We start from the raw sequence: 24,915 nt of genomic DNA on the forward strand, positions 1-24,915 counted from the left end.
TCACAACCATAGACGCCCACAGAAAGGAATGACATGTCCGATCACACCGACCTTGTCGCCGAGATCGAAGCGCTGGAAGAAAAGCTTCAGCAGGCCAAGGCCTCGATCACCCGCCGCTTCATCGGACAGGAGCGTGTGGTGGACCTGACGCTGACCGCTTTGCTTTGTGGCGGCCATGCGCTGTTGATCGGATTGCCCGGACTCGGCAAGACCCTGCTGGTCGAAACGCTGTCGACCGTGATGGGACTACATGGCAACCGCATCCAGTTCACGCCCGACCTGATGCCCGCCGATATTCTGGGCTCCGAAGTGTTGGACACCGCCGAGGATGGCTCGCGCCATTTTCGTTTCGTGTCGGGGCCGATCTTTTGCCAGCTCTTGATGGCGGATGAGATCAACCGCGCCAGCCCACGGACGCAATCGGCGCTGTTGCAGGCGATGCAGGAAAAGACCGTGACTGTCGCTGGTGAGGATCGCGTGCTGGGCGAGCCGTTCCATGTGCTGGCCACCCAGAACCCGATCGAGCAGGAGGGCACCTATCCTCTGCCCGAGGCGCAGCTTGACCGGTTCCTGGTGCAAGTCGATGTGGAATATCCCGACCGCGAGACCGAGCGTGACATTCTGCTGGCCACAACCGGTGTGGACGAGGCCGAAGCGACACAAGTCTTCACCCGCGACGAGTTGCTCGCCGCCCAGACCCTGCTGCGGCGGATGCCGGTGGGCGAGTCGGTGGTGGATTTGATCCTCGATCTGGTGCGCGCCTTCCGGCCTGATGAGGCGGGCGTGTCCGAACAAGTGGCCGAAACCGTGGCCTGGGGCCCCGGGCCACGCGCCGCACAGGCCCTGATGATGACGGTGCGCGCGCGTGCCTTGTTGCAGGGGCGGCTGGCGCCGAATGCCGAGGATGTGCTGGACATGGCGCGCCCGGTTCTCAGCCACCGGATGGCGCTGAACTTTGCCGCGCGCGCGCGCGGTGACCGTCTGGCCGATCTGATCGACAGCACCGCGCAAGGCCTGAGCCGGACCGAGGCCGCCGCGTGACGCCTGCCCTGACCCTCAGGGAACGATCCGAGGCCGAAGCATCGCGCCTGCCGCCGCTGCTGGCGCGGGCCGAGCATCTGGCGGGCACCGTCCTGCTGGGCGATCACGGCCGCCGCCGCGCCGGGCTGGGCGATGATTTCTGGCAATACCGCCCGGCACAGCACGGCGACAGCAAACGCCTGATCGACCACCGCCGCTCGGCGCGCGGCGATCAGCAATTCGTGCGCGAGCGCGAGTGGCAGATTGCGCAATCGGTGATGCTGTGGGTCGATCAGGGCGCCTCGATGCGGTTTGCCTCGGACAAGGCCCTGCCGACCAAGGCCGACCGGGCCCGGCTGGTTGGGCTGGCCATCGCGATCCTTCTGATCCGGGGCGGTGAGCGGGTTGGCCTGACCGGCACAACACTGCCGCCCCGCCGCGGCAATGCGCAGATCATCCGGCTGGCCGAGGCCTGGGCGCAGGATGCCGAGCCCGACTACCAGCCCCCCGAACACCGCGCCATGATCCCGCATGCGCGCGCCGTATTCCTGTCAGATTTTCTGGGCGATCTTGACGAAGTGGAACTGGCCCTGACAAAGGCCGCCGATCGTGGCGTGCGCGGGGTTTTGATGATGACCCTTGATCCGAGTGAAGAAGAGTTCCCATATCAGGGGCGGACCATCTTCGAAAGCGTCGGCGGCACGTTTCGTCACGAAACCCTGAAGGCCGGGGACCTTAAGCCGCGCTACATCGCCCGTCTGGCGGAAAGGAAGGACAGGCTGAAACACCTGTGTCACGCGACCGGATGGCAGTTCGGCCTGCATCATACCGGGGACAGTGCCCAGGCGGCGCTGCTGTGGATTTACCGCGCGCTTGATGGTGGCCATCGGTGACGGTGATTGGCGGCATAGGCTTCACCGCGCCCTGGCTGTTGCTGGGTCTTCTGGCGCTGCCGGTGCTGTGGCTGATCCTGCGTGCGGTCCCGCCTGCACCGATCCGCCGCCTGTTCCCTGCCGTCACCCTGCTGCTGGGTCTGCGCGATGATGAAAGCGTCTCGGACCGGACACCGTGGTGGTTGTTGCTGTTGCGGATGCTGGCTGTGGCTGCGGTGATCACCGGCCTTGCCGGACCGGTGCTGAACCCCTCGCGCGAAGCCAGCGGTTCTGGCCCGCTGCTGATCGTTCTCGATGCGAGCTGGGCCGGGGCCACGGCCTGGCCCGACAAGATAGCTCTGTTGGATGCACAGCTTGGAGAGGCCGGGCGCACCGGCAGACCAGTCTCGATCCTGCGTCTGAGCGCCCCCGAACAACCCGTCTTCCAGAGCGCCGATGTCTGGCGCAACCGTCTGCCGGGGCTGGAGCCGATGCCTTGGCAGCCTGCCATTGCCCAGATCACCAGTGCCGAGACCGCCATCGCCTCCATCGACGAAAGCTTTGAAACCCGCTGGTTCAGTGACGGGCTGGACTATGCGGGCCGCGACCGGATTCTGGCTGCACTCGACAGCGCTGGTCCGGTCAGCGTCTACCAGACCGAGAAACCGGTTCTGGGCATGTTGCCGTCTTTCTTCGAAGATGGCGCCATTCAACTGCGCGCCATTCGCAGCCCGTCAACGCTGCCGCAGGAGGGCACCATTCTGGCCCATGGCCGCGACCCGGGCGGCACCGCGCGGGTTCTGGCCTCGGCCACCGCCAGCTTTGCGTCCGGGGAAACCCATGCCGAAACTGCGCTGTCGCTGCCTTCGGAATTGCGCGCGCGGATCACCCGGTTCGAGTTGCAGGGGCAACGTTCTGCCGGTGCCGTGACACTGGCTGATGACAGCCTGCGCCGCCGCGAGGTTGCGCTGATCGCCGGGCGCGAAGACCGCGAAGGGCTGGAACTGCTGTCACCGCTGCATTATCTGGAACAGGCGCTGCAACCAACCGCCGAGCTGCTGAACGGCGCGCTTGCCGATATCCTGCCCGCCAAACCCGATGTCATCGTGCTGGCCGATGTGGCCACGCTGTCAGGTGCCGAAGAAACCGCGCTGACCGAATGGGTCGAAGAGGGCGGCTTGCTGCTGCGCTTTGCCGGGCCGCGCCTTGCCGCGAGCGAAGTCAGCCGCAATGACGAGCATCCGCTGATGCCGGTACGCCTGCGCTCCGGTGGGCGGTCTGTGGGCGGCGCGATGAGCTGGGGCGAACCCAAGGCACTGGCCCCCTTCCCCGACACCTCGCCGTTCTTTGGCCTGCCAGTGCCCGACGATGTTCGTGTGACAGCGCAGGTGATGGCGCAGCCCGATCCCACGCTGGCCGACCGGGTCATTGCCGCGCTCAGCGACGGCACGCCGCTGGTCACCCGCAAACCGCTGGGTCAGGGTCAGATCGTGCTGTTCCACGTCACCGCCAATGCCGAATGGTCGAGCCTGCCGCTGTCGGGACTGTTTGTCGAAATGCTGGAACGGCTCGCCGTCTCCTCCTCGGCCAAGCCGCCCGAGGCGGAAGATCTGGCGGGCACAACATGGACCCCGGTGCAGGTGCTGGACGGCTTTGGCGCGCTGGAAGAGGCGGGCAACCTGCCGGGCGTCGAGGGGGCCGCATTGGCCGAAGACCCGCTCGGCCCCGATCTGCGCCCCGGTATCTATGCCAGCGAAGACCGGCGGCTGGCCCGTAATGTGCTGACCGCCGAGGCTGATCTGGTGCCCGTGACCTGGCCTTCCGACATCCCGGTCGAAGGCCTTACGGTCGAACGCGAGACACCGCTGGGCGGTCCGTTACTGAGCTTGGCGCTGCTGTTACTGCTGCTCGATGTGATCGCCTCGCTGGCGCTGTCGGGCCGCTTGCGGATGGCGACCTTGGCCCCTGCTCTCCTGCTCGGGCTGGCATTCTCGCTGGTCTCGCCGGAAGCGCGCGCGCAGGAGGGCGAGGAGACCGATTTCGCCCTCTCCGCCACCGCTGAACTGGTTCTGGCCCATGTGCTGACCGGCGACCGCAACGTTGATGATGTGGCGCAGGCCGGTTTGCGGGGCCTCAGCGAGATCCTCAGCTATCGCACGTCGGTGGAACCGGTGGAGCCGGTCGGCATCGACCTTGAGCGTGACGAACTGGCCTTCTTTCCCTTCCTCTACTGGCCGATCTCGCCGGATCAGCCGCAGCCTTCGGACGCAGCCTATTCAAAACTGAACGCCTATCTCAGATCAGGCGGCATGATCCTCTTTGACACGCGAGACGCCGATATCGCGCGGTTCGGGGCAGGCAGCCCGAATGGGCGCAAATTGCAGCAACTGGCTGCCCCGCTGGACGTGCCCCCGCTGGAACCGGTGCCGCGCGATCACGTGCTGACCCGCACCTTCTACTTGCTGCAGGATTTCCCCGGTCGCCATCAGGGTGCGGATGTCTGGGTCGAGGCCGCCCCACCCGATGCCGAACAGATCGAGGGCATGCCCTTCCGCAATCTCAATGACGGGGTCACCCCGCTGATCATTGGTGGCAATGACTGGGCCGCAGCCTGGGCCATCGACGGCAACGGCCGCCCGTTGCTGCCGGTCGGACGCGGCTTTGCCGGCGAGCGACAGCGGGAACTGGCCTATCGCTTTGGCGTCAATCTGGTGATGCATGTGCTGACCGGTAACTATAAATCCGATCAGGTGCATGTGCCCGCACTTCTGGACAGGTTGGGACAATGACAGGAAGTATCGTCTTTGACCCGCTGATCCCGTGGCCTGCCCTGGCTGTTTTGGCCATTCTTGCCGGTGCCGGGGTCATATTGGCGCTCTGGCGTGGCTTGTCCGGTTGGGCATTGCGGGGCCTTGCGGCGCTCGTTCTGCTAGGTGCGCTGGCAGGCCCGGCCTATCAGATTGAGGACCGCGCGCCGCTCAGCGATATCGTGATCCTGCTGGAAGATCACAGCGCCAGCCAGACCCTGGCCGACCGGCAACAGCAGACCCAAGAAGCGGCGGATGCGCTTGCCGCGACGATCGAGGCTCGTGACAACACCGAATTGCGCCGAGTCCGCGTCGGCGATGGTGAAGGCGACGCAGGCACTCAGCTAATGAGCGCACTTTCCGAGGTCTTGGCAGAGGAACCCCGCGCGCGGGTCGCCGGGATCATCGCGCTCTCGGATGGTCGGGTGCATGATGCCGATATGGCCCCGCAACTGCCCGCGCCGATGCATCTGTTGTTATCGGGTCGGTCCGACGATTGGGATCGCCGCCTGATCGTCAAGAACGCCCCCGCCTTTGCCATCATTGACGAGCCGGTGACCCTGACATTGCGGATCGAGGATAGCGGCGCTACGCCTGCTGACCAACGCTCGGCCCCGCTGCAAATCTCGGTCGATGGGGCCGAGCCGGATACCTTCACCGTGCCTATCGGGCAAGATATCGATCTGCCCGTGACCCTCACCCATGGCGGGCGCAACGTAATCCAGTTCACTGTTCCTGCCGCCGAGGGCGAGTTGACGGACCGCAACAACACCGCGCTGATCCAGATGAACGGCGTGCGTGACCGGCTGCGGGTGCTGCTGGTCTCGGGCGAGCCGCATCCCGGCGGGCGCACATGGCGCAACCTGCTGAAATCCGACAGTGCCGTCGATCTTGTGCATTTTACCATCCTGCGCCCGCCCGAAAAGCAGGATGGCGTGCCGGTGGATGAACTGTCGCTGATCGCTTTTCCCACGCGCGAGCTTTTTCTGGAAAAGATCAACGATTTCGACCTGATCATCTTTGACCGCTACAAGCGGCGCGGTATCCTGCCCGCGATCTATCTGGACAATGTCTCGCAATATGTCGCGGATGGCGGCGCCGTTCTGGTCGCCGCCGGGCCTGACTTTGCCACCGCCGACAGCATCTATCGCTCGCCGCTGGGGCCAACCCTGCCCGCACAGCCCACCGCCCGTGTGATCGAAGAACGCTACATGCCACAGGTGACTGAACTGGGCGAACGCCATCCGGTTACCGCCGATCTGGGCGGGATCGAAGAGTGGGGCGCGTGGCTGCGTCAGGTTGATGTCTTTCCCAGATCAGGCAATGTGGTGATGAGTGGCATCGACGAGCGTCCGCTTCTGATCCTGGATCGAGTCGGCGAAGGCCGGGTCGCGCTGCTGGCCTCCGATCACGCCTGGCTCTGGAGCCGGGGCTATGAAGGCGGCGGGCCGCAACTGGAACTGCTGCGTCGGCTGGCCCATTGGATGATGAAGGAACCCGAGCTTGAGGAAGAGGCGCTCTGGGCCGATGCGCAGGGCCGCACCATGCGCATCATCCGCCGCACGCTTGAGGAAGAGATCGGTCCGGTAACCATCACCCGGCCCAATGGCGAGACTGAGACTGTCACCTTGCAGGAGGTCTCACCCGGTCGCTTCGAGGCGCTTTATACAGGGCCTGAGATCGGCCTTTATCGCTTGCAGGAAGGCGAGCGCCAGGCGGTTATCGGCCTTGGCCCAGCTGCCCCGCGCGAATTCGAACAGACCATTGCGACGGGCGAGGTTCTCGACCCGATCCTGGCCACCATGCGCGGCGGCGTGATGCGTCTGGAAGACGGGCTGCCCTCGATCCGGTCGGTGCGCGAAGGGCGTCCCGCAGCAGGGCGGGGCTGGATCGGGCTGACACCACGTGGCGCCTATGAAACCCGCGATGTGACGCAAACCGCCTTGCTGCCGCCCTGGCTGGTCCTGTTCCTCGCTGCCGGTTTCATCTTGGCAGGCTGGCTGCGCGAAGGCCGCCACTGATCCGAAGATCAAATCTGAACGTGAGAGGACCCGGATTACCGCGTCAGGTCTCGCTGCGCGGGTTTGTGAAATTCTATTTATGGGGAATGAATTCCACATATTGAAATTTCTAAGGCAATCTTCTATCCCTCTGCCAATATGAGGCAGCAGAGAGAAGGGGCCGGTTTTGTCGCATCCAGTCACGATGGAGCTTCACGGCGATATTGCCGTGATCCAAGTGTCCAACCCGCCGGTCAACGCCTTGTCCCAAGCCGTGCGCGCCGGGCTCTCTGACACCGTCACGCAGGCCGCAGAGATGGCGGAGGTCAAAGCCATCCTGATCTGCTGCGCGGGCCGAACCTTCATCGCCGGGGCGGATATCCGCGAATTTGGCAAACCGTTGATGGAGCCCTCGCTTCCCGACGTAATCGACCAGATCGAGGCCTCGACCAAACCGGTTGTGATCGCTTTGCATGGCACCGCTTTGGGCGGCGGGCTGGAACTGGCTCTGGGCGGGCACTACCGCATTGCGCTGGCTTCCGCGCGTTTCGGGCTGCCAGAGGTGATGCTGGGCCTGTTGCCCGGCGCGGGCGGCACCCAGCGTTTGCCACGGCTGGTGCCGATGTCCAATGCGATCGACATGATCACCTCGGGCCGCCAGATCGGCGCGCAAGACGCGCTTGAGTTTGGCCTGATCGACCAGATCGCGGACAATGACGATATCCGGAACGCGGGTCTGGGCTATGCCAAAACGTTGATCGAAACGGGCGCTGCACCGCGCCCCACCAACCGCCTCGCCTGCAATCCGCCGGAGCCGGGTGCAATGGATGCGGCGCGCACCAAGCTGGCAAAATCCGCACGTGGTCAGATCGCCCCGCAAAAGGCTCTGGACGCGCTTCGGGGCGCGGTTGACCTGCCATTTGCCGAGGGTCTTGCGCAGGAGCGGGAGTTGTTCAAGGAACTGATGGCGTCGGATCAGCGCGGCGCGATGATCCACGCGTTTTTTGCCGAGCGGCAGGTTGGAAAGCTGGACGAGATCAAGGGCGTCGCCCCGCGCGACGTCCAGACTCTGGGCGTCGTCGGCGGCGGCACCATGGGCGCGGGCATCGCCACGAACGCCTTGCTTGCCGGCCTCAAGGTAACACTGGTCGAGCGTCATTCAGAGGCCGCAGATCGGGCACATGCGGCGGTCTCCGGCCTGCTGAAAGGCGCAGTGAAGCGGGGTAAGCTGGCCGAGGTAAAATATGGCGAAATCATGTCTGATTGCTTTAAAACCACAACAGATTACCAGGAATTTGCTCAATCCGACATCGTGATTGAAGCGGTTTTTGAAAGCCTCGATGTGAAAAAAGAGGTGTTCGAAAAGCTGGATGCAGTCTGCAAACCCGGCGCAATCCTGGCCAGCAACACCTCATATCTGGATGTGGACGCCATCGCCGCGATGACCGCACGCCCCGAAGATGTGATCGGTCTGCATTTCTTCTCGCCTGCCCATGTCATGAAGCTGCTGGAGATCGTGGTCGCGGACCGGACCGCCCCGGAAGTCACCGCAACCGGCTTTGCGCTGGCAAAGACCCTTGGCAAGGTCGCGGTCCGTGCGGGCGTCTGTGACGGATTCATCGGCAACCGCATCTTGTCGCATTATCGCAAGTCGCTGGACGGCACGGTGATCGCCGGGGCCAGCCCGTTCGACGTCGATCGTGCACTGGTCCGGTTTGGCCTCGCCATGGGGCCATACGCGGTCAGCGATCTGGCCGGGCTGGATATCGGCTGGGCCACCCGCAAGCGCCTGGCCCCCACCCGCGACCCGCGCGAGGCTTATGCCGAGTTCGCAGACCGTCTGTGTGAGATGGGCCGCTTTGGCCGCAAGACCGGCAGGGGCTATTACCTTTACGGCGATGGCCGCCCCACACCCGATCCCGAGGTTGACGCGATCATTGCACAGGAACGCGCGGCCAAAGGCATCGAAGCCCGTGCGCTTTCCGATCAAGAGATCATCGACCGCTACATGGCAGCCATGGTGAACGAGGCCGCACGGGTGGTCGACGAAGGCATCGCGCGCCGCCCGCTCGACGTCGATGTCACCTTGCTCAACGGCTACGGGTTTCCGCGTTGGCGCGGAGGTCCGATGTATTATGCCGATACGGTCGGACTGGATAAGATCCTGCGCGACATCACCATATTTGCCGCCGAGGATGACTTCCTCTGGCAGCCCGCACCGCTGCTGCAGCGGTTGGTGGATGAGGGCAAGACTTTCGCCAGCCTGAACACATAAGGATCATTGCGATGAAACAAGCTGTAATTGCCTCGACCGCGCGCACCGGGTTGGCCAAATCCTACCGCGGGGCGTTCAACGAAACCCATGGGGCGAGGATGGCGGGCCATGCCATCGAACATGCGGTCAGTCGCGCCGGTATCGATCCTGCATTGCTGGAAGACGCCTTTGTCGGCTGTGGCTATCCCGAAGGGCTGACCGGCGGCAATATCGCCCGGCAATCGGTGATCCGAGCCGGGCTGCCGGTCACCGTGGCCGCTGCGACGGTGAACCGGTTCTGCTCATCCGGGCTGCAGGCCGTCGCCATGGCGGCCCATGCGATCACGATGGAAAAGGCCCCCGCGGCCCTTGCCGGTGGGGTCGAGAACATCAGCCAGATGCCGCCCTCGCGCCCGCCGCAGGCGCAGGAGCCATGGATCAGCGAGCACAAGCCCGACCTCTACCTGTCCATGATCGAAACCGCCGATATCGTCGCCAAGCGATATGACATCAGCCGCGAGGCGCAGGATGAGTTGGCGCTGCAAAGCCAGCAGCGCACCGCCGCCGCTCAGGCCGCCGGGAAACTGGATGACGAGATCGTGCCGATCACGGTAACGCAGGCCTTCAAGGATCGCGACACCGGTGAGGTCACCCGCAAGGAGGTCACCTTTGCCATGGATGACTGCAACCGCCCCAACACCACGCTGGAGGGGCTGGCAGGCCTCGCACCGGTGCGCGGCGAGGGGCAGTTCATCACCGCAGGCAATGCCTCGCAGCTTTCCGACGGGGCGGCGGCGCTGGTTCTGATGGATGAGGACGTGGCCGCGCGCGAGGGCGTCACGCCGCTCGGGGCGTTCAAAGGCTTTGCGGTGGCCGGGTGCGAGCCTGATGAAATGGGCATCGGGCCGGTCTTTGCCGTGCCGCGCCTGTTGGAACGTCACGGGTTGAGCGTGCAGGATATCGACCTGTGGGAGCTGAACGAGGCCTTCGCCAGCCAAGCGCTTTATTGCCGCGACCGCCTAGGGATCGATCCTGCGATCTGCAACGTCAATGGCGGTTCGATCTCGATCGGGCATCCGTTTGGCATGACCGGCGCGCGCATGACCGGGCATCTGATGCTCGAAGGCAAGCGCCGGGGCGCGAAGCTGGGCGTGGTGACCATGTGCATAGGTGGCGGTCAGGGCGCTGCCGGTCTGTTCGAGATCTTCTGATGGACCTCGCCTACACACCCGAGCAAGAGGCGTTTCGCGCTGAGCTACGCGGGTTTCTCGTCGAAAACCTCTCTGGGCAGGTCCGGGAAAAGGTACGGCTGGGCAAGCGCCTGACCAAGGCTGAGATGCAGGACTGGCACGCGACGCTGAACGCGCGCGGCTGGCTGGCGATGAATTGGCCGCGCGAATATGGCGGCGCAGAATGGGACGCGGTGCAGCGCCAGATCTTCGAGGAAGAAGCCTGCCGCGCCCACGCGCCGCGCATCGTGCCTTTTGGGTTGAAGATGCTCGCGCCGGTGCTGTTCGAATTTGGCAGCGAGGAACAGCGACAACGCTTTTTGCCGCCGATCCTGAGCGGCGAACACTGGTGGTGTCAGGGCTATTCCGAGCCCGGCGCAGGATCCGATCTGGCTTCGCTGAGGACCCGCGCGGTGCGCGAGGGCAACCATTACGTGGTCAACGGGCAAAAAACATGGACCACGCTGGGCCAGTACGCCAACTGGATCTTCTGTCTGGTGCGCACCGACCCCGATGCCAAGAAACAGGAGGGGATTTCCTTCCTGCTGATCGACATGGATACCCCCGGCGTCACAGTTCGCCCCATCGTACTGATCGATGGCGCGGCGGAAGTGAACGAGGTGTTTTTCGACAATGTCCGTGTGCCTGTGGAAAACCTTGTCGGCGAGGAAAACAGGGGTTGGACCTATGCGAAATACCTGCTGACCCATGAACGCACCAACATCGCGGGCGTGGGGTTTTCCGATGCCGCGCTTGCAACGCTGAAACATGTGGCGGCACATACGATGGCAGGAGGCAGGCCGCTGCACCAGAACCCGCATTTCGCGGCCCGCATGGCGCAGGTCGAGATCGATCTGATGGCGATGCGGACCACCAATCTACGGATGCTGAGCGCGGCGGCTAAGGGACAGGCACCGGGGGTCGAAAGCTCAATGCTGAAGGTCAAGGGCACCTTGCTACGCCAGGAGTTGAGCGCGCTTCTGCGCCGCGCGGTGGGGCCGGACGCGATGCCCTACCTGCCGGATTTTCTGGATGGCGGCGACAATGCCGACCCGCTCGGCCCCGAACATGCGCCTGCTGCCGCGCCGGAGTATTTCAACATGCGCAAATTGTCGATTTTCGGCGGCTCGAACGAGGTCCAGCGCACGATCATCGCCAAATCGGCGCTCGGGCTCTGACGGGGTAGGCAGATGGATTTCGGGTTGAGTGAAGACCAAACGATGCTGCGGGACATGCTGCGGCGGTTCCTGAAGGATCGCTACAGCCACGAGGCGCGGCGCGCGGTATTGGCCTCCGGTCAGGCCTTTGACGCCGCGATGTTCGCGGAGCTGGCCGAGTTGGGTATTCTCGGCGCGGTCTTCGCGCCAGAGCATGGCGGCTATGGCGGGGCCGGCACCGATCTGATGGTCGTGTTCGAGGAACTGGGCCGCGCTGGCGTGATCGAACCGGTTCTGGGATCAGCCGTGCTGGCAGGCGGGCTGCTGACTGCTCTGGATGCGGAGGGGCAGAGCGAGGTGATACAACAGGTCATTGCCGGGCAAACCATCCTCACACTGGCCCATGCCGAGCCGGAATCACGTTACGATCTGAACCATGTAACCACACACGCAAGCACGTCAGGCGGTACCATCGTGCTGAACGGCACCAAGGCCCATGTTCAGGGCGGCGCGCAGGCCGAGATCTTGCTGGTATCTGCCCGCGAAGAGGGCGAGCCGTCCGACGAGCATGGTATTTCGCTATTTCTAATCCCCTCCACGACAGCGGGCGTGCACTGCCATAGTCACGTCAATGTCGACGGCACATCCTCGGCCCGCATCACTCTGGAGGCTGTTGCAGTCGATCAGAGCCAGCGGCTGGGACCTCCGGGTCAGACCTACGCAGCGATGGAGGCGGCTCATGCCCGCGCGACGCTTGCACTCTGCGCCGAAGCGCTGGGGGCGATGGAGGCAGCCAAAGCCCTGACGGTGGAGTATCTGAAAGAGCGCAAGCAGTTCGGCGTGCCGATCGGTAGTTTTCAGGCGCTACAGCACCGGCTGGCCGATATGCTGATCGAGATGGAGCAGGCCCGCTCGGCAGTGATCAACTTGGCCAGTCATCTGGAGGCCGACCGCCTCACCCGCGAGCGCCATGTGAGCGCGACCAAGAACCTGATCGGGCGGGTCGGCGCGCTGGTGGCCGAGGAATGCATCCAGATGCATGGCGGGATCGGCATGACCGACGAATACGCCCTGTCCCATCACGCCCGCCGACTGGTGATGATCGATCATATCTTTGGGGATGTGGATCACCATCTGGACCGTTTCATCCTGCTCAGCAGCGGGCCTGAGACAACCGGGAACTCTGCCGATGCCGGATAGTGACAAACGCTATGCCAACACGCTGGCCCGTGGCCTGAGCATCTTGCGGGCGTTCCGGCCCACCGACAATGGGTTGGGCAATCTGGACCTGTCCGAGCGTACCGGCATCCCCCGCTCCACCGTGTCGCGGCTGACCTTCACGCTCTGCGCTCTGGGGTATCTGACCCATGGTCGCCACCATGACAAATACCGGCTTGGCCCGGCAGCACTGGCGCTTGGGAATATCGCGGCGGCCTCCTTTTCGTTTGTCGAGATCGCCACGCCGATCATGCAGCGCCTGGCGGATGAGACCGCCACGCTGATCGGGGTGGCGATTCAGGATGATGGCAAGATGCTGATGGTCAAGACCTGGCGGCCAGCGGGGTCGCCCTCGATCTGGCTGGATGTTGGGTATCGCATGCCGATGCTGTCCTCTTCCTCGGGGGCGGCCTATATCGGGGCGCTGACCGATGAAGAGACGCGCAAGCTCGCCGCACTCTTGCCTGATGAGCAGGGGGAAGCGCTGGCAAAGCTGACCGAACAGGCGCGCGATCAGATGCTGGCCCATGGCTATGCCTTTGTCAGCGGTCCCGAGCGCTTCGCGCGCTCCATAAACGCGCTGGCGACACCCTATCGTCCCTCGGAATTTGGCGCGCCTGTGTCGTTCTTTAGCGGTGCGACATCGGACGCGCTGAGCGACGAGAGAATTCACGACAGTGTCGGCCCGGCACTGGCGCGCGCCGTTGACGAGTTGCGGCGCGCCACTGGTCAGAGTTTTCCCGCCATCGCTCCTATCTGAATGGCTGACTTGCCAACCGACCTCAGGCATTGACTGTCTGCGCGGGCGACGCCTGCGTAGAGACGGCATAAGGCCGAAGGAAAACAGGCCGGTCGGGGTCGGACATCTCGGGCTGATATACATATCCACCGGTGTCGAACTCCAGCAAACCCGCCGGATCAGTCAGACGATTGCGGATGATGTAGCGCGCCATCGCCCCGCGCGCTTTCTTGGCAAAGAAGCTGACGATCTTGGGGCTGCCGGCCTTGTCTTCCATAAAGACAGGCGTGATCACCCGCAGCTTGAGCGCGGCGGGCGCGACGGCCCCGAAATATTCCTGGCTGGCGCAGTTGATCAGCGTGTCGCTCCCGATTTCAGCTGCCTGTGCATTAAGCGCTTTGCTCAACTGATCACGCCAGTAGTCATAAAGCGACTTGCCGCGCCGTGTCTTCAGCCTGCTGCCCATTTCCAGCCGGTAGGGTTGGATCGCATCCAGGGGCCGCAACACGCCATAAAGCCCCGACAGGATACGCAGGTGATCCTGCGCCCAGCGCATCTCATCACTGTCGAGCGAGGCGGCTTCAAGCCCCTGATAGGTGTCCCCGGCAAAGGCCAGCGCCGCCGGTCGCACCGCATCTGCAGCCGGGTCTTCGGCAAAAGACCGGAATCGGTCGCGGTTCAGACGCGCTAGATCATCGCTCAACCCCATCAACTTGCGCAGATCGCCCAGCGTCAGGTTGCGCGCCGTGCGCGCCAGCCGGATGGCATCGTCCTGAAAATCGGGCTGCGTCGGCGCGACGTCGCGCTCTGCCCAGTCCAGCCGCTTGGCCGGAGAAATCACTACAAGCATATCCACCCCTTCCCGTGTCTAAGTGCGGACCTAGCCCGCCGCGCGCAGCACGTCCAGAAACGCCGGACCAAAACGTTTCGCCCGGCTTTCGCCCAGCACCCGCTGCAACCCGGTCTGATCATCTGCCTGAAGCTGCGCCACCTTGGCCAGTTGCGCCGCCGAACAGCTGAGCGGTTTTTGGGTGCCGTCAGCCCCCCGTGCGAGTTCAGTCTGCACTTCAAGCAACTGATCGAACAGTGCCGCCTTGCCCGCGCCCGCGAGTTTGCGCTGCTGGGGGTGATGGCTCTCTTCCGCGCCAGTGATCACTTGCAGGAACATCGCGCCGTAGCGGTCCAGTTTCTTCGCCCCGACCCCGCTGACCCGCGCCATGTCGTCAAGCGTCGCGGGGCGTCTTTCGGCCATCTCGATCAGGGTACGGTCAGGGAAGATCACGTAAGCGGGCACCTTGGCGGCCTCGGCCAGCGCGCGGCGCTTGGCCTTGAGGGCCGAGAGCAGCGGTGCATCCTCGTCCGAGACCATTGCCTTGACCGCCGGACGCCGCCCCGCCGCCTTGATCGTGTCCTGGCGCAGACGGATGCTGGCCTGGCCTTTCAGGATCGGCAGCGCCGCCTCGGTCATGCGCAGGGCGCCGTGACGCTCGGGATCGGGGCGGATCAGGTCATGGCCCATCATTTGCCGAAAGATCGCCTGCCATTGCTGTTTGCTATGGGCCCGCCCGACGCCGAACGTCTGTAACTGATCATGGCGCCGGTCGCGCACGCGGTCGGTTTCGTTGCCCACCAATATGTCGATCAGGTGTCCCGCGCCAAACCATTCCTCGGTGCGCAGGATCGCCGATAGGGCCATGCGCACCGGTTGAGTGCCATCCATCACCTTGGCGGGCTGGGCGCAGAGATCGCATTTATCGCAGCTTTCGGCCTCTTCCCCGAAATAGCCCAGCAGGGTCTTGCGGCGACACTCCAGCGCCTCGGCCAGACCCAGCAGCGCATTCAGGCGACCATGATCGGCGATGCGCCGTTCCGGCGGGGCCAGCCCCTCGTCGATCTGCGCGCGCCGCAAACGGATGTCGTCCGGCCCGAACAGGGTCAGCGTTTCGGCCGGAGCACCGTCGCGCCCGGCGCGACCGATTTCCTGATAATAGGCCTCGATGGATTTGGGCAGGTCGGCATGGGCGACCCAGCGGATGTCGGGCTTGTCGATGCCCATCCCGAAGGCCACCGTCGCCACCACGATCAAGCCATCCTCGCGGGCAAAGCGGATTTCCACCTGCCGCCGATCCTCGGCCTCCATCCCGCCGTGATAATGGCAGGCCTTGTGACCCTGCTCGCGTAACGCAGCAGCTAGCGCCTCGGTCTTGTTGCGGGTGCCGCAATAAACAATGCCCGACTGCCCGCGCCGCGCATCCGCGAAATCCAAGATCTGACGGCGCGGGCCGTCCTTGGCGGCAAAGGCCAGATGCAGGTTGGGGCGGTCAAACCCGTGCAAGAAGATGCGTGGCGGCTGATCTTCGAACAGCTTGGTGACGATCTCATCACGCGTTTCGGCGTCCGCCGTGGCGGTGAAGGCAGCCAGCGGCACGCCCAGCGCACGGCGCAACTCGCCGATACGCAGATAGTCGGGGCGGAAATCATGGCCCCACTGGCTGACGCAATGGGCCTCATCCACCGCGATCAGGCTGACGCCGATCCGGCGCAGCATCCCCATGGCCGAACCCGCCGCCAGACGTTCCGGTGCGATGTAAAGCAGCTTGAGCGCGCCAGCCTCAAGCGCGGCATAGACCTCATCATTTTCTTCGGGCGTGTTGCCCGAGGTCAGCGCACCTGCGGAGACGCCCGCCTCTTGCAGCGCGCGGACCTGATCGCGCATCAACGCGATCAGCGGCGAGATCACCACCGTGACCCCCTCGCGCAGCAGCGCGGGCAGTTGAAAACACAGCGACTTGCCCCCACCCGTAGGCATGATGGCCAGCACATTTTCACCAGAACTCACCGCATCGACGATCTCTTCCTGCCCGGGGCGAAAGGCGTCGAATCCAAAGACGTCCCGCAAAAGCGGCGCTGCGTCCAGCATGGGCAGGTGATCCTGTTCTCAGTGTTGTCTGTCTGCTCTTACCAAGCAGTGTTCCACACTAAGAATCGGTGAACAAGAGGGCGTGACGCCTACATGAAGCCAAACAGCGTCGGCAGGATGTAGTTCTGCAGCGAGAGCACGATGATGAAGGCCACCAACGGCGCAAGGTCCAACCCGCCGGTATCGGGCAGGATGTTGCGGATCGGGCGATAGATCGGCTCCAGCAGCCGATTCAGCCCGTACCAGATCTGCCCGACAAGCTGCTGATGCACGTTGAGAACGTTGAAATTGATGAGCCAGCTCATGATCACATGCACGATGATGAAGAAATAAACCACGCTGAGGATCAGCTGCAGCGGTCCGTAGATTGCCATCATCGTCAGAATTCTCCTTCATGATCTGCCCGACAGGTAATCGCTGGCATGCAAAAGCGCAAGGATGCCGCACCGTCGTGATTGACGTCTGCGTCACTTTTCGCATGTGTATCGGCAAACCGCTTTGGAGAGCCCGATGTTCCCGATTGTCCGCTTGGCGAAAGACATGTTCGTTGCCAGCCGCATGCAGCCGCTTGAGCTGACCGAGACCCATGTGTCGAACCACAGGTGCTGGCCCTGGGACCTGGATATCTGGCTGGAGTTGAACAATGGCCGCGCCATGACGCTCTATGATCTGGGGCGCACCATGCTGGCGCAACGTGTGGGCCTGGGCAAGGCCATTCTGGCGCGTCGCTGGGCCATGACCATGGCCGGCTCCACGGTGCGGTTCCGCCGCCGCATTCGCGGGTTTGAACGGTTCGAAATGCGGTCTCGTGCCATTTGTTGGGATGAACGGTTCATCTACCTGGAGCAAACCATGTGGAAACGGAACGGCGAATGCGCCAGCCATGTGGTGTTCCGGTCTGCGGTTACCAATGAGAACGGGATCGTTCCGCCCTCCGAAGTACTGCTCCAAATGGGGCAAGAGGACACGACATCGCCCCCGATGCCCGAATGGCTTGCGGCCTGGTGTGCTGCTGACGCGCTGCGCCCCTGGCCGCCGATGCAGGAAAAGCTTGTGTAACGCGCGCGCAGCCCGTCATATCTAGGCAAAGCACTTGAGGACGGGCATGGCAGAAATTTCCGCGCGCAAACGCGTCTGGGGCTGGTGGTTTTTCGACTGGGCCAGCCAGCCTTATCATTCGCTTCTGGTTACCTTCATCTTCGGCCCCTATTTCGCCGGTGTCGCCGCCGAGTATTTCGTGACCACCGGGCTTTCCGCCCACGCAGCGGCGGCGCGGGCGCAGGTTGTCTGGGCCAACTGTCTGACCATCACCGGGCTGATCATCGCCTTCGGCGCCCCGCTGATGGGCGCGTTTGCCGATGTCACTGGCCGCCGCATGCCGTGGATTTTCGCCTTTTCGGTGATGTATGCGGTGGGCTCTGCCGCGCTCTGGTTCACGCTGCCGGACGGGTCGAACATGTGGCTGATGCTGTCAGCTTTCGGTCTCGGCTTTGTCGGCGCGGAATACGCACTGATCTTCATCAATTCGCAATTACCCGATATCAGCAACAAAGAGGATGTTGGCGAGATCTCGGGCAGCGGCTTTGCCTTTGGTTACTTCGGCGGGCTGATCTCATTGGCCATCATGTTGCTGTTCTTCGTCGAACAGCCCAATGGAAAAACCCTGATCGGCCTCGACCCGGCCTTTGGCTTGAACGCCGCGCAGATGGAGGGCACCCGCTTTGTCGGGCCGATGACCGCCGCCTGGTACATTGTCTTCATGATCCCCTATTTCCTCTGGGTCCGGGACGGGCCGCGTAGCGGCAAGAGGGGATCGTTTTCCGGGGCGCTGCGCCTGTTGGGCCGGACGATCGCGGATTTACGGCATCGCTACAGCCTTTCAGCCTATCTTGGGTCCTCGATGCTCTATCGTGATGCGTTGAACGGGCTTTACAGTTTTGGTGGTGTTTATGCGCGGCTGGTGCTGGAATGGGATCTGATCAAGATCGGGATTTTTGGTATCGTCAGCGTTCTGGCCTCGGCGATCTTTGTCTATTTCGGCGGCAAGCTCGACAAACGGCTGGGGCCGAAACCGGTTATCTGCGGCTGCATCCTTATCCTGATCGCGGTTTGCGCACTGATTGTCGGTATGGACCGCACCCAGATTTTCGGCATCGCACTGCCCGAGGGGTCCTCGCTGCCCGATATCCTGTTCTTTGGCTGCGGCGTTCTGATTGGCGGCATGGGTGGCACGCTGCAATCGGCCAGCCGATCACTAATGGTGCGCCACACCGCGCCGGACCACCCGACCGAAAGCTTCGGGCTCTATGGTCTGTCGGGTCGTGCAACTGCCTTTCTGGCGCCCATGTTGATCGGCGTGGCGACCGGGATATTCGGAGATGCGAGATTGGGGGTTTCCCCAGTGATCGGGTTGTTTATTCTGGGGCTCATATTGTTGCGCTGGGTAAGACCGGAAGGGGATCAGACCTGATGTTTTTACGGGTACTTGTGACGATTGCCGCGCTAGCCGGACTAAGTGCCACCGCAGATGCCGCCCCGCTGGCCAAGGAGTTGTTCGGGGCTCAATCGCAAGGCTCCCGGCAGAAATCCGCTGCTTATGGCAGCTATTCCCGGGGCTGCGCCGCAGGTTCCGTGCAACTGCCCGAGACCGGACCGACCTGGCAGGCGATGCGCCTGTCGCGCAATCGCAACTGGGGTCACCCCGAAACCATCGACTACATCCAGGACCTAAGCCAGTTCGCGGCGAAACAGCCAGGCTGGGACGGGCTCTATATTGGCGATATCAGCCAGCCGCGCGGCGGCCCAATGCTGAGCGGCCATCGCAGCCACCAGATCGGTCTGGATATCGACATCTGGATGCGCCCGGCCAACAAGCTGAACCTGTCGCGCCGCAACCGCGAGAACATCTCGTCAATCTCGATGCGGCGGGCCGAAGGGGCGTTTGTCAACGCCAATTGGACCCGGCAACATCACGAGATCCTGAAAGCCGCGGCCAAGGACAAGCGCGTCGCGCGAATCTTCGTCTTTCCCGGCGCCAAGGTGCAGATGTGCAAGGATGCCAAGGGTAATCGCAAATGGCTGCGCAAAATCCGGCCGTGGTGGGGCCATCACTATCATTTCCATGTCCGGCTGAGCTGCCCCAAAGGCGTGCGGGGCTGCGTCAATCAGGATCCGCCCCCAAAGGGGGATGGCTGCGCCGAGGCGCAGCAATGGGTCAACAATATCCTGAACCCGCCACCGCCCAAACCGCGTGACCCCAACGCACCGGCGCCCAAGAAGCGCCGGGAATACACCCTTTCCGACCTGCCCCAGCAATGCGCCGCCGTTCTGCAGTCGCGGTAATCTGCGCCCTGATCCTGACGGGCAGTGTGCATGCGGTGGAGCGATCCGGCGCAACGCCCGCCGGCAGCTATCTGTGGACCGGCAAGGCCCCATGGTTTGGCGGGTTTTCCGGCCTTGAAGTGTCAGAAGACGGCAGCTCGATGCTGGCGCTCAGCGACCGCTCGATCCTTGTGAGCGCGGATTTACAGCGCAAGGACGGACGTGTCAGCGGTGTCGAGGTCACATCGGCCAACTGGGTCCGGTCCAGCAAGAATAAACCCCTGATCGGGCGGGCAGGCGATTCCGAAGGTCTGGCCATCGGGCCTGACGGCAGCCATTACATCTCGTTCGAAGGGGTGCATCGCCTCGCACATTATGCCGATCCCGAAAGCCGGTCAAACGTGCTGCCGCGCCCCGAGGCGTTCAAGGATCTGGCCAGCAACGGCTCGTTCGAGCCGCTCGCAATCGACGCACAGGGGCGACTTTACACCATGCCCGAAAGCAGCCGCGCCGCAGATGGCTCCATCCCGGTCTATCGCTGGGACGGGCGGCGCTGGTCGACCCCGTTCAAGCTGCCGCCGCGCGGTGATTACCTGCCGGTCGGGGCAGATTTCGGCCCGGACGGGCGGCTGTATGTTCTGGAGCGCGCGACCGGGGCTTTGGGGTTTCGCAGCCGATTGCGACGCTGGACGGTGAGCGATACGGAGGCCACAAACGAGGAAACCGTGCTCGACACGCGCGCCGGTGCCCATGAGAATCTTGAAGGGGTCTCGGTCTGGCGCAACGACGGGGGTAAGCTGCGTGCCACAATGATCTCGGACGACAATTTCGTGTTCTTCCTGCGCACCGAGATCGTGGAATACACCCTGCCGGACTGACTTGCCAAAGCCGAAAACAGCGGCTATTAGCGCGGCCTGCCTGAAATGAATCGGGCCAAGTCGCCGCTACCTTGTCAAAACGGGCACCAAGATATGACACGTACCTACCTTCCCGGCATTCTTGCCATGGCCGCCATTGTGGTTGCCTCCAACATTCTGGTTCAGTTCCTGATCCTCGACGGTCTGCTGACCTGGGGCGCGTTCACCTACCCTTGCGCCTTCATCGTCACCGACATCATGAACCGCGTCTATGGCGTGCAGGCCGCGCGCAAGGTCGTGCTTGCCGGTTTCGTCACCGGCATCCTCTGCTCGCTGATCGGCAGCCAGATCATGCTGGAGTTCGGCCCTGCCGTGCCGCTGCGCGTCGCCGTCGCCTCGGGCACCGCCTTCCTGATCGCGCAACTGACCGATGTGGCGCTGTTTGACCGCCTGCGCGCGGGCCGCTGGTGGCGTGCGCCGCTGGTCTCAACGCTGGTTGGCTCGGCGCTGGACACCGCGTTGTTCTTCACCATCGCCTTCTCAGCCTCGGTTACGTTCTTCGGCACAAACGCCGACGCCGTGATTTCCTGGGCGTGGGAGCCTGTGCCCTTCCTGCTCACCGGCCCCGAAGCGCCGCTCTGGGTGACGCTGGGCTTTGCCGACTGGCTGGTCAAACTGGCGCTGGCGCTGATTGCTCTGGTGCCGTTCCGTCTGATCGTGGCGCGGATGACAGCTGCGCAGCCCGCATAAAAAACGCTTTGAGATCGGCACAGCTTGTGTCACGCTCCTTGCTAACCGCAACAGTTAGAAAAGGAGGTGATCCAGTGTCGAGAAAGAGATTGGAGAGAGGTGTCGGAACAACCGGGGGGATCGCCTGCTAGGGCAGCCCTTGGCGGAGCGCGCGCTCCGGCTGGTCGATTGATCTAACCGACCCAACCTCCTGAACTTTCGAAGGGCCGTCCCGCTGGGGCGGCCCTTTTTGTTTCTGCACTGCCCGGTTAAGCTCCACCCATGCTCAGGATCGGCGACACCATCATCATTCACGACTGGGAGCTTACCGAAAGCTTCATGCGCGCCTCGGGGCCTGGCGGGCAGAATGTGAACAAAGTGGCCACCGCCGTGGAGCTTCGGTTCGAGGCGGCGCGCTCGCCCTCGCTGCCTGATCCGGTCAAGGCGCGGCTGAAACGGCTGGCGGGCCGGAAATGGACCAAGGACGGTGCCATCATCATCCAGTGCGACGAGACCCGCTCGCAGGCGCGCAACCGTGATATCGCGCGCGAACGGCTGGTCGAACTGCTCACGCGCGCGCTGGTCAAGCCGAAGTGCCGGGTGCCCACCAAGCCCACATACGGATCGGTAAGGCGCAGGCTGGAGTCCAAAAAAGCACGCGGCGCGGTCAAGGCGTTGCGGGGCCGGATCAGCGACGAATAGGCTGGCATCCGGTCGGCGCGCTGCTAGGGTTCACGAAAGGCACATAGGGGAGGAGATGCGGCCATGCGGCTGGAGGGGAAATCCGCCATTGTCACCGGCGGCGCGTCAGGTTTCGGCGCGGGCATCGCGCGCAAATTCGCGCAGGAGGGCGCACATGTCATGATCGCCGATCTGAACCGCGATGCAGCGGAACAGCTTGCGGATGAGATTGGCGGCACGGCTTGCGAGACAGACGTCTCCGAGGCGGTGTCGGTTGCGAAGATGGTGCATATGGCCGAAGCCGCCTTTGGTCAGATCGATATTCTGGTCAACAATGCAGGGGTGACTCACATGCCTGCGCCTCTGGAAGAGGTCAGCGAAGAGGATTTCGACCGGGTTGTCGCCGTGAACATGAAATCAGTCTACCTGACCGCCCGCGCGCTGGTGCCGCAGTTGAAGGCGCAAGGTTCCGGCGTGATCCTGAACATCGCCTCGACCGCCGGGCTGTCGCCGCGCCCGAAACTGAACTGGTACAATGCCTCGAAAGGCTGGATGATCACCGCCACCAAGACGATGGCGGTCGAATTGGCGCCTGACTGCGTGCGCGTCAACGCGCTCTGCCCGGTGGCGGGCGAGACCCCGCTGCTGAAATCCTTCATGGGCGAGGACACGCCCGAGATGCGTGCGAAATTCCTGTCGACCATCCCGATCGGCCGCTTTTCCACCCCGCAGGATATGGGCAACGCGGCCGCATTCCTGTGCTCGGACGAAGCGTCTATGATCACCGGCGCCGCGCTTGAGGTGGATGGCGGGCGGTGCATCTGACGATGAAACCGGGGGCCCTCAACCTGATCACCGATATTGCCGGGCTGCGCGTGGGCAACGCGCAGGATCAGGCGCTGAAATCCGGGGTTACGGTCATGACTGCCGATTCGCCCTTTACCGCCTCCGTTCATGTGATGGGTGGCGCGCCGGGCACGCGCGAAACCGATCTGCTGGCTGCTGACAAGACCGTCTCGCAAGTCGATGCGCTGGTCTTGTCGGGCGGTTCGGCCTTTGGGCTGGATGCCTGTTCCGGCGTGACCGAGGTGCTGCGCAAAGCCGGGCGCGGTTTTCAGGTTGGCGAGGTCGTGGTGCCCATCGTGCCCGGCGCAATACTGTTCGATCTGGTCAATGGCGGCAACAAGGAGTGGGCGAGAAACCCCTATGCCGCCTTGGGAGGCGCCGCTTTTGCAGCGGCAGACACGGTGTTCGACCTTGGCAGCGCCGGTGCCGGGACTGGCGCGCTGAGTGCCAATCTCAAGGGCGGGCTTGGCTCTGCCTCGCTGGTCCTGCCGTCGGGCGCGACGGTTGGCGCGCTGGTCGCGGCCAACCCGATGGGCAGCGTCACCACGCCCGGCGAAACACATTTCTGGGCCGCGCCGTTTGAATTGAACGCCGAGTTCGGCGGCCTCGGCCCCGATCCGCGCGCAGGGCTGGGCCTGGACCTGAGCAGCCGCAAATCGGCGTTGTTTGGGCCGAAAGGCGGCGAGCGCGCCAATACCACGATCGCCATCGTCGCCACGGATGCCGCGCTGAGCAAGGCGCAGTGCAAGCGGATGGCCGTCGCCGCCCATGACGGGATCGGACGCGCCGTCGTACCTGCACACAGCCCCGGTGACGGAGACCTGGTTTTCAGCGTCTCAACCGGAGCGCGCGACCTGCCAAACCCACAGGGCGAACTGGCCCTGATCGGCCATGCCGCAGCGCTCTGCCTCAGCCGGGCCATTGCGCGGGCAACCTATCTTGCCCGCCCTGCCGAGGGCGACCTTTTGCCGTGCTGGATTGACATCCGTCAAGGCGACGCAAAAAGCGAACTGCCATAAGCGCGAGGCGAGGGCGGCGCGGCATTCTATCCGATTGACTTTGGCTACTTCGACCGCCCAATTGTGCCGTAGCCACGCAAATGGAGCCAGAGCATGAAATACACTTTTAGCGCTGCTATCGCCGCACTGATGATCGCCACGCCGGTATTGGCCGAGGGCGACGCAGAAGCGGGCAAAAAGGCTTTCAACAAGTGCAAAGCTTGCCACACGGTCGTCTCTGCCTCGGACGAAGTCATCGTGAAGGGCGGCAAGACCGGGCCAAACCTTTATGGTATCGTTGGCCAGACGGCAGGCACTGTGGAAGGCTACAAATATGGCCCCAGTCTTGTCGCTGCGGGTGAGAGCGGGTTGGTCTGGGACGAAACGACCTTTGTCGAATACACCACCGACCCCAAGAAGTTCCTGCAGACCTATCTGGACGACCCCAAAGCCAAGTCCAAGATGACCTTCAAGCTGAAAAAAGGCGGCGAAGACATCTATGCCTTCCTGACGAGCGCGAGCGAGTAAGGAACAGACGCCCCCTTTTGGGATGCCGACAAAAGGCCGCAGGTTCGCCCCTGCGGCCTTTCGCACGATTGAATGGCTGGTCGATTGGGTTCACTTTGGCTACAGGGCTGTTGTGACCGGCGGGATGAGGACCGGTGAGATCAGCACAAGTCAGGGCCTGCGCAGACAGGCCAGTGGGAGACGTCAATATGGCAGCGATGATCCCGGCCTGGGTCGATGGGCAGCTGGTTCCGTATGGCAAGCTGGAGGCGCATCAGCACGGCCTGAAACACAAGGCGGTTTCGGTCTTTGTCATTCGCGGCATGAACATCCTGATCCAGCAGCGCGCCATGGGCAAATACCACACACCCGGCCTTTGGGCGAATACATGCTGCACCCATCCCGACTGGGATGAGGCCTCGTCAGTTTGCGCTGTGCGCCGCCTGCGCGAAGAGCTGGGGATCACCGGGCTCTACCCCGAATTCCGTCATCAGCTTGAATACCGCGCCGATGTGGGCTCGGGCCTGATCGAACATGAGGTGGTCGACGTGTTCCTGGCCCATGCCCGCAAGACGGTCGCCGAAGATCCGAACCCCGATGAGGTCATGGACACGCGCTGGATCAACTATCACGATCTGCAAGCCGAGGTTGCCCGACACCCCGAGAGGTTCACGCCCTGGCTCAAAATCTATCTCGAAAAACATGCCGATACGATCTTTGGCCCCGACCTGATCATCTCGGCCAGCACCTGAACGGGCCC

At 63.4% G+C, this 24,915-nt stretch carries 22 protein-coding genes; 19 read left to right on the plus strand and 3 right to left on the minus strand.

The window, feature by feature from the left end:
• Positions 1–33 precede the first annotated feature (33 nt).
• The 9 genes from AB1E34_RS20105 to AB1E34_RS20145 all read left to right on the plus strand — a co-directional run bounded on the left by AB1E34_RS20105 (position 34) and on the right by AB1E34_RS20145 (position 13,317).
• Positions 34–1,041, plus strand: a complete 1,008-nt coding sequence (locus AB1E34_RS20105) for an AAA family ATPase (RefSeq protein ID WP_372574105.1) — start codon at positions 34–36, stop codon at positions 1,039–1,041.
• Positions 1,038–1,913 (plus strand): DUF58 domain-containing protein, encoded by an 876-nt coding sequence (locus tag AB1E34_RS20110; protein ID WP_372574106.1) that lies wholly within the window; start codon positions 1,038–1,040, stop codon positions 1,911–1,913. The genes AB1E34_RS20105 and AB1E34_RS20110 overlap by 4 nt, the downstream gene beginning before the upstream one ends.
• Positions 1,910–4,681, plus strand: coding sequence for a DUF4159 domain-containing protein (locus tag AB1E34_RS20115; protein ID WP_372574107.1), 2,772 nt, complete (start codon positions 1,910–1,912; stop codon positions 4,679–4,681). The genes AB1E34_RS20110 and AB1E34_RS20115 overlap by 4 nt, the downstream gene beginning before the upstream one ends.
• Positions 4,678–6,720: a hypothetical protein gene (locus AB1E34_RS20120; RefSeq protein ID WP_372574108.1), complete on the plus strand. Its 2,043-nt coding sequence runs from the start codon at positions 4,678–4,680 to the stop codon at positions 6,718–6,720. Before AB1E34_RS20115 ends, AB1E34_RS20120 begins: the two co-directional genes overlap by 4 nt.
• A 184-nt stretch (positions 6,721–6,904) precedes the next feature.
• On the plus strand, positions 6,905–8,974 hold the full coding sequence (locus tag AB1E34_RS20125) for an FAD-dependent oxidoreductase (protein ID WP_372574164.1): 2,070 nt from the start codon (positions 6,905–6,907) through the stop codon (positions 8,972–8,974).
• A gap of 11 nt (positions 8,975–8,985) precedes the next feature.
• A complete protein-coding gene (locus AB1E34_RS20130; RefSeq protein ID WP_372574109.1) occupies positions 8,986–10,164 on the plus strand; it encodes an acetyl-CoA C-acyltransferase in 1,179 nt (392 codons plus the stop codon).
• Entirely contained in the window at positions 10,164–11,360 is a 1,197-nt protein-coding gene (locus AB1E34_RS20135) for an acyl-CoA dehydrogenase family protein (protein WP_372574110.1), read from the plus strand. The genes AB1E34_RS20130 and AB1E34_RS20135 overlap by 1 nt, the downstream gene beginning before the upstream one ends.
• A gap of 24 nt (positions 11,361–11,384) precedes the next feature.
• Complete coding sequence (locus AB1E34_RS20140; RefSeq protein WP_372574111.1) at positions 11,385–12,539, plus strand: acyl-CoA dehydrogenase family protein; 1,155 nt, start codon at positions 11,385–11,387, stop codon at positions 12,537–12,539.
• On the plus strand, positions 12,529–13,317 hold the full coding sequence (locus AB1E34_RS20145; protein WP_372574112.1) for an IclR family transcriptional regulator: 789 nt from the start codon (positions 12,529–12,531) through the stop codon (positions 13,315–13,317). Before AB1E34_RS20140 ends, AB1E34_RS20145 begins: the two co-directional genes overlap by 11 nt.
• A 22-nt stretch (positions 13,318–13,339) precedes the next feature.
• Here the strand turns inward: AB1E34_RS20145 and yaaA are convergent, their stop codons facing one another.
• From yaaA to AB1E34_RS20160, 3 genes are all read right to left on the minus strand, one after another.
• The gene (gene yaaA / locus AB1E34_RS20150; RefSeq protein ID WP_372574113.1) at positions 13,340–14,146 is read right to left on the minus strand and encodes a peroxide stress protein YaaA; all 807 of its coding nucleotides are present in this window, start codon (positions 14,144–14,146) and stop codon (positions 13,340–13,342) included.
• Between the two features lie 30 nt (positions 14,147–14,176).
• Positions 14,177–16,216, minus strand: a complete 2,040-nt coding sequence (recQ, locus tag AB1E34_RS20155) for a DNA helicase RecQ (protein ID WP_372574114.1) — start codon at positions 16,214–16,216, stop codon at positions 14,177–14,179.
• Positions 16,217–16,305: 89 nt separating this feature from the next.
• The gene (locus AB1E34_RS20160) at positions 16,306–16,593 is read right to left on the minus strand and encodes a YggT family protein (RefSeq protein WP_306197155.1); all 288 of its coding nucleotides are present in this window, start codon (positions 16,591–16,593) and stop codon (positions 16,306–16,308) included.
• A 133-nt stretch (positions 16,594–16,726) separates the two neighbouring features.
• Here AB1E34_RS20160 and AB1E34_RS20165 point away from each other — a divergent pair, with 133 nt between their 5' ends.
• From AB1E34_RS20165 to idi, 10 genes are all read left to right on the plus strand, one after another.
• Positions 16,727–17,275 carry an acyl-CoA thioesterase gene (locus AB1E34_RS20165; protein ID WP_372574115.1) on the plus strand — a complete coding sequence of 183 codons (549 nt, stop codon included), beginning with the start codon at positions 16,727–16,729 and terminating at the stop codon, positions 17,273–17,275.
• A 46-nt stretch (positions 17,276–17,321) separates the two neighbouring features.
• The gene (locus AB1E34_RS20170; protein ID WP_372574116.1) at positions 17,322–18,686 is read left to right on the plus strand and encodes an MFS transporter; all 1,365 of its coding nucleotides are present in this window, start codon (positions 17,322–17,324) and stop codon (positions 18,684–18,686) included.
• The gene (gene mepA / locus AB1E34_RS20175) at positions 18,686–19,558 is read left to right on the plus strand and encodes a penicillin-insensitive murein endopeptidase (RefSeq protein WP_372574117.1); all 873 of its coding nucleotides are present in this window, start codon (positions 18,686–18,688) and stop codon (positions 19,556–19,558) included. Before AB1E34_RS20170 ends, mepA begins: the two co-directional genes overlap by 1 nt.
• Positions 19,531–20,415, plus strand: a complete 885-nt coding sequence (locus AB1E34_RS20180; RefSeq protein ID WP_372574118.1) for an esterase-like activity of phytase family protein — start codon at positions 19,531–19,533, stop codon at positions 20,413–20,415. The genes mepA and AB1E34_RS20180 overlap by 28 nt, the downstream gene beginning before the upstream one ends.
• Positions 20,416–20,508: 93 nt before the next feature.
• Positions 20,509–21,144, plus strand: a complete 636-nt coding sequence (locus tag AB1E34_RS20185; RefSeq protein ID WP_372574119.1) for a queuosine precursor transporter — start codon at positions 20,509–20,511, stop codon at positions 21,142–21,144.
• A 261-nt stretch (positions 21,145–21,405) separates the two neighbouring features.
• The gene (arfB, locus tag AB1E34_RS20190; protein ID WP_372574120.1) at positions 21,406–21,825 is read left to right on the plus strand and encodes an alternative ribosome rescue aminoacyl-tRNA hydrolase ArfB; all 420 of its coding nucleotides are present in this window, start codon (positions 21,406–21,408) and stop codon (positions 21,823–21,825) included.
• Between the two features lie 63 nt (positions 21,826–21,888).
• Positions 21,889–22,629, plus strand: a complete 741-nt coding sequence (locus tag AB1E34_RS20195; protein ID WP_372574121.1) for an SDR family oxidoreductase — start codon at positions 21,889–21,891, stop codon at positions 22,627–22,629.
• 2 nt (positions 22,630–22,631) lie between these two features.
• On the plus strand, positions 22,632–23,669 hold the full coding sequence (locus tag AB1E34_RS20200; RefSeq protein WP_372574122.1) for a P1 family peptidase: 1,038 nt from the start codon (positions 22,632–22,634) through the stop codon (positions 23,667–23,669).
• A 93-nt stretch (positions 23,670–23,762) separates the two neighbouring features.
• On the plus strand, positions 23,763–24,176 hold the full coding sequence (locus tag AB1E34_RS20205) for a c-type cytochrome (protein WP_372574123.1): 414 nt from the start codon (positions 23,763–23,765) through the stop codon (positions 24,174–24,176).
• A 188-nt stretch (positions 24,177–24,364) separates the two neighbouring features.
• Complete coding sequence (gene idi, locus AB1E34_RS20210) at positions 24,365–24,907, plus strand: isopentenyl-diphosphate Delta-isomerase (RefSeq protein WP_372574124.1); 543 nt, start codon at positions 24,365–24,367, stop codon at positions 24,905–24,907.
• The last annotated feature ends 8 nt before the right edge of the window (positions 24,908–24,915 follow it).

Origin of the sequence: Ruegeria jejuensis, from assembly GCF_041537905.1 — a bacterium.
Classification (GTDB): Bacteria; Pseudomonadota; Alphaproteobacteria; order Rhodobacterales; family Rhodobacteraceae; genus Ruegeria_C.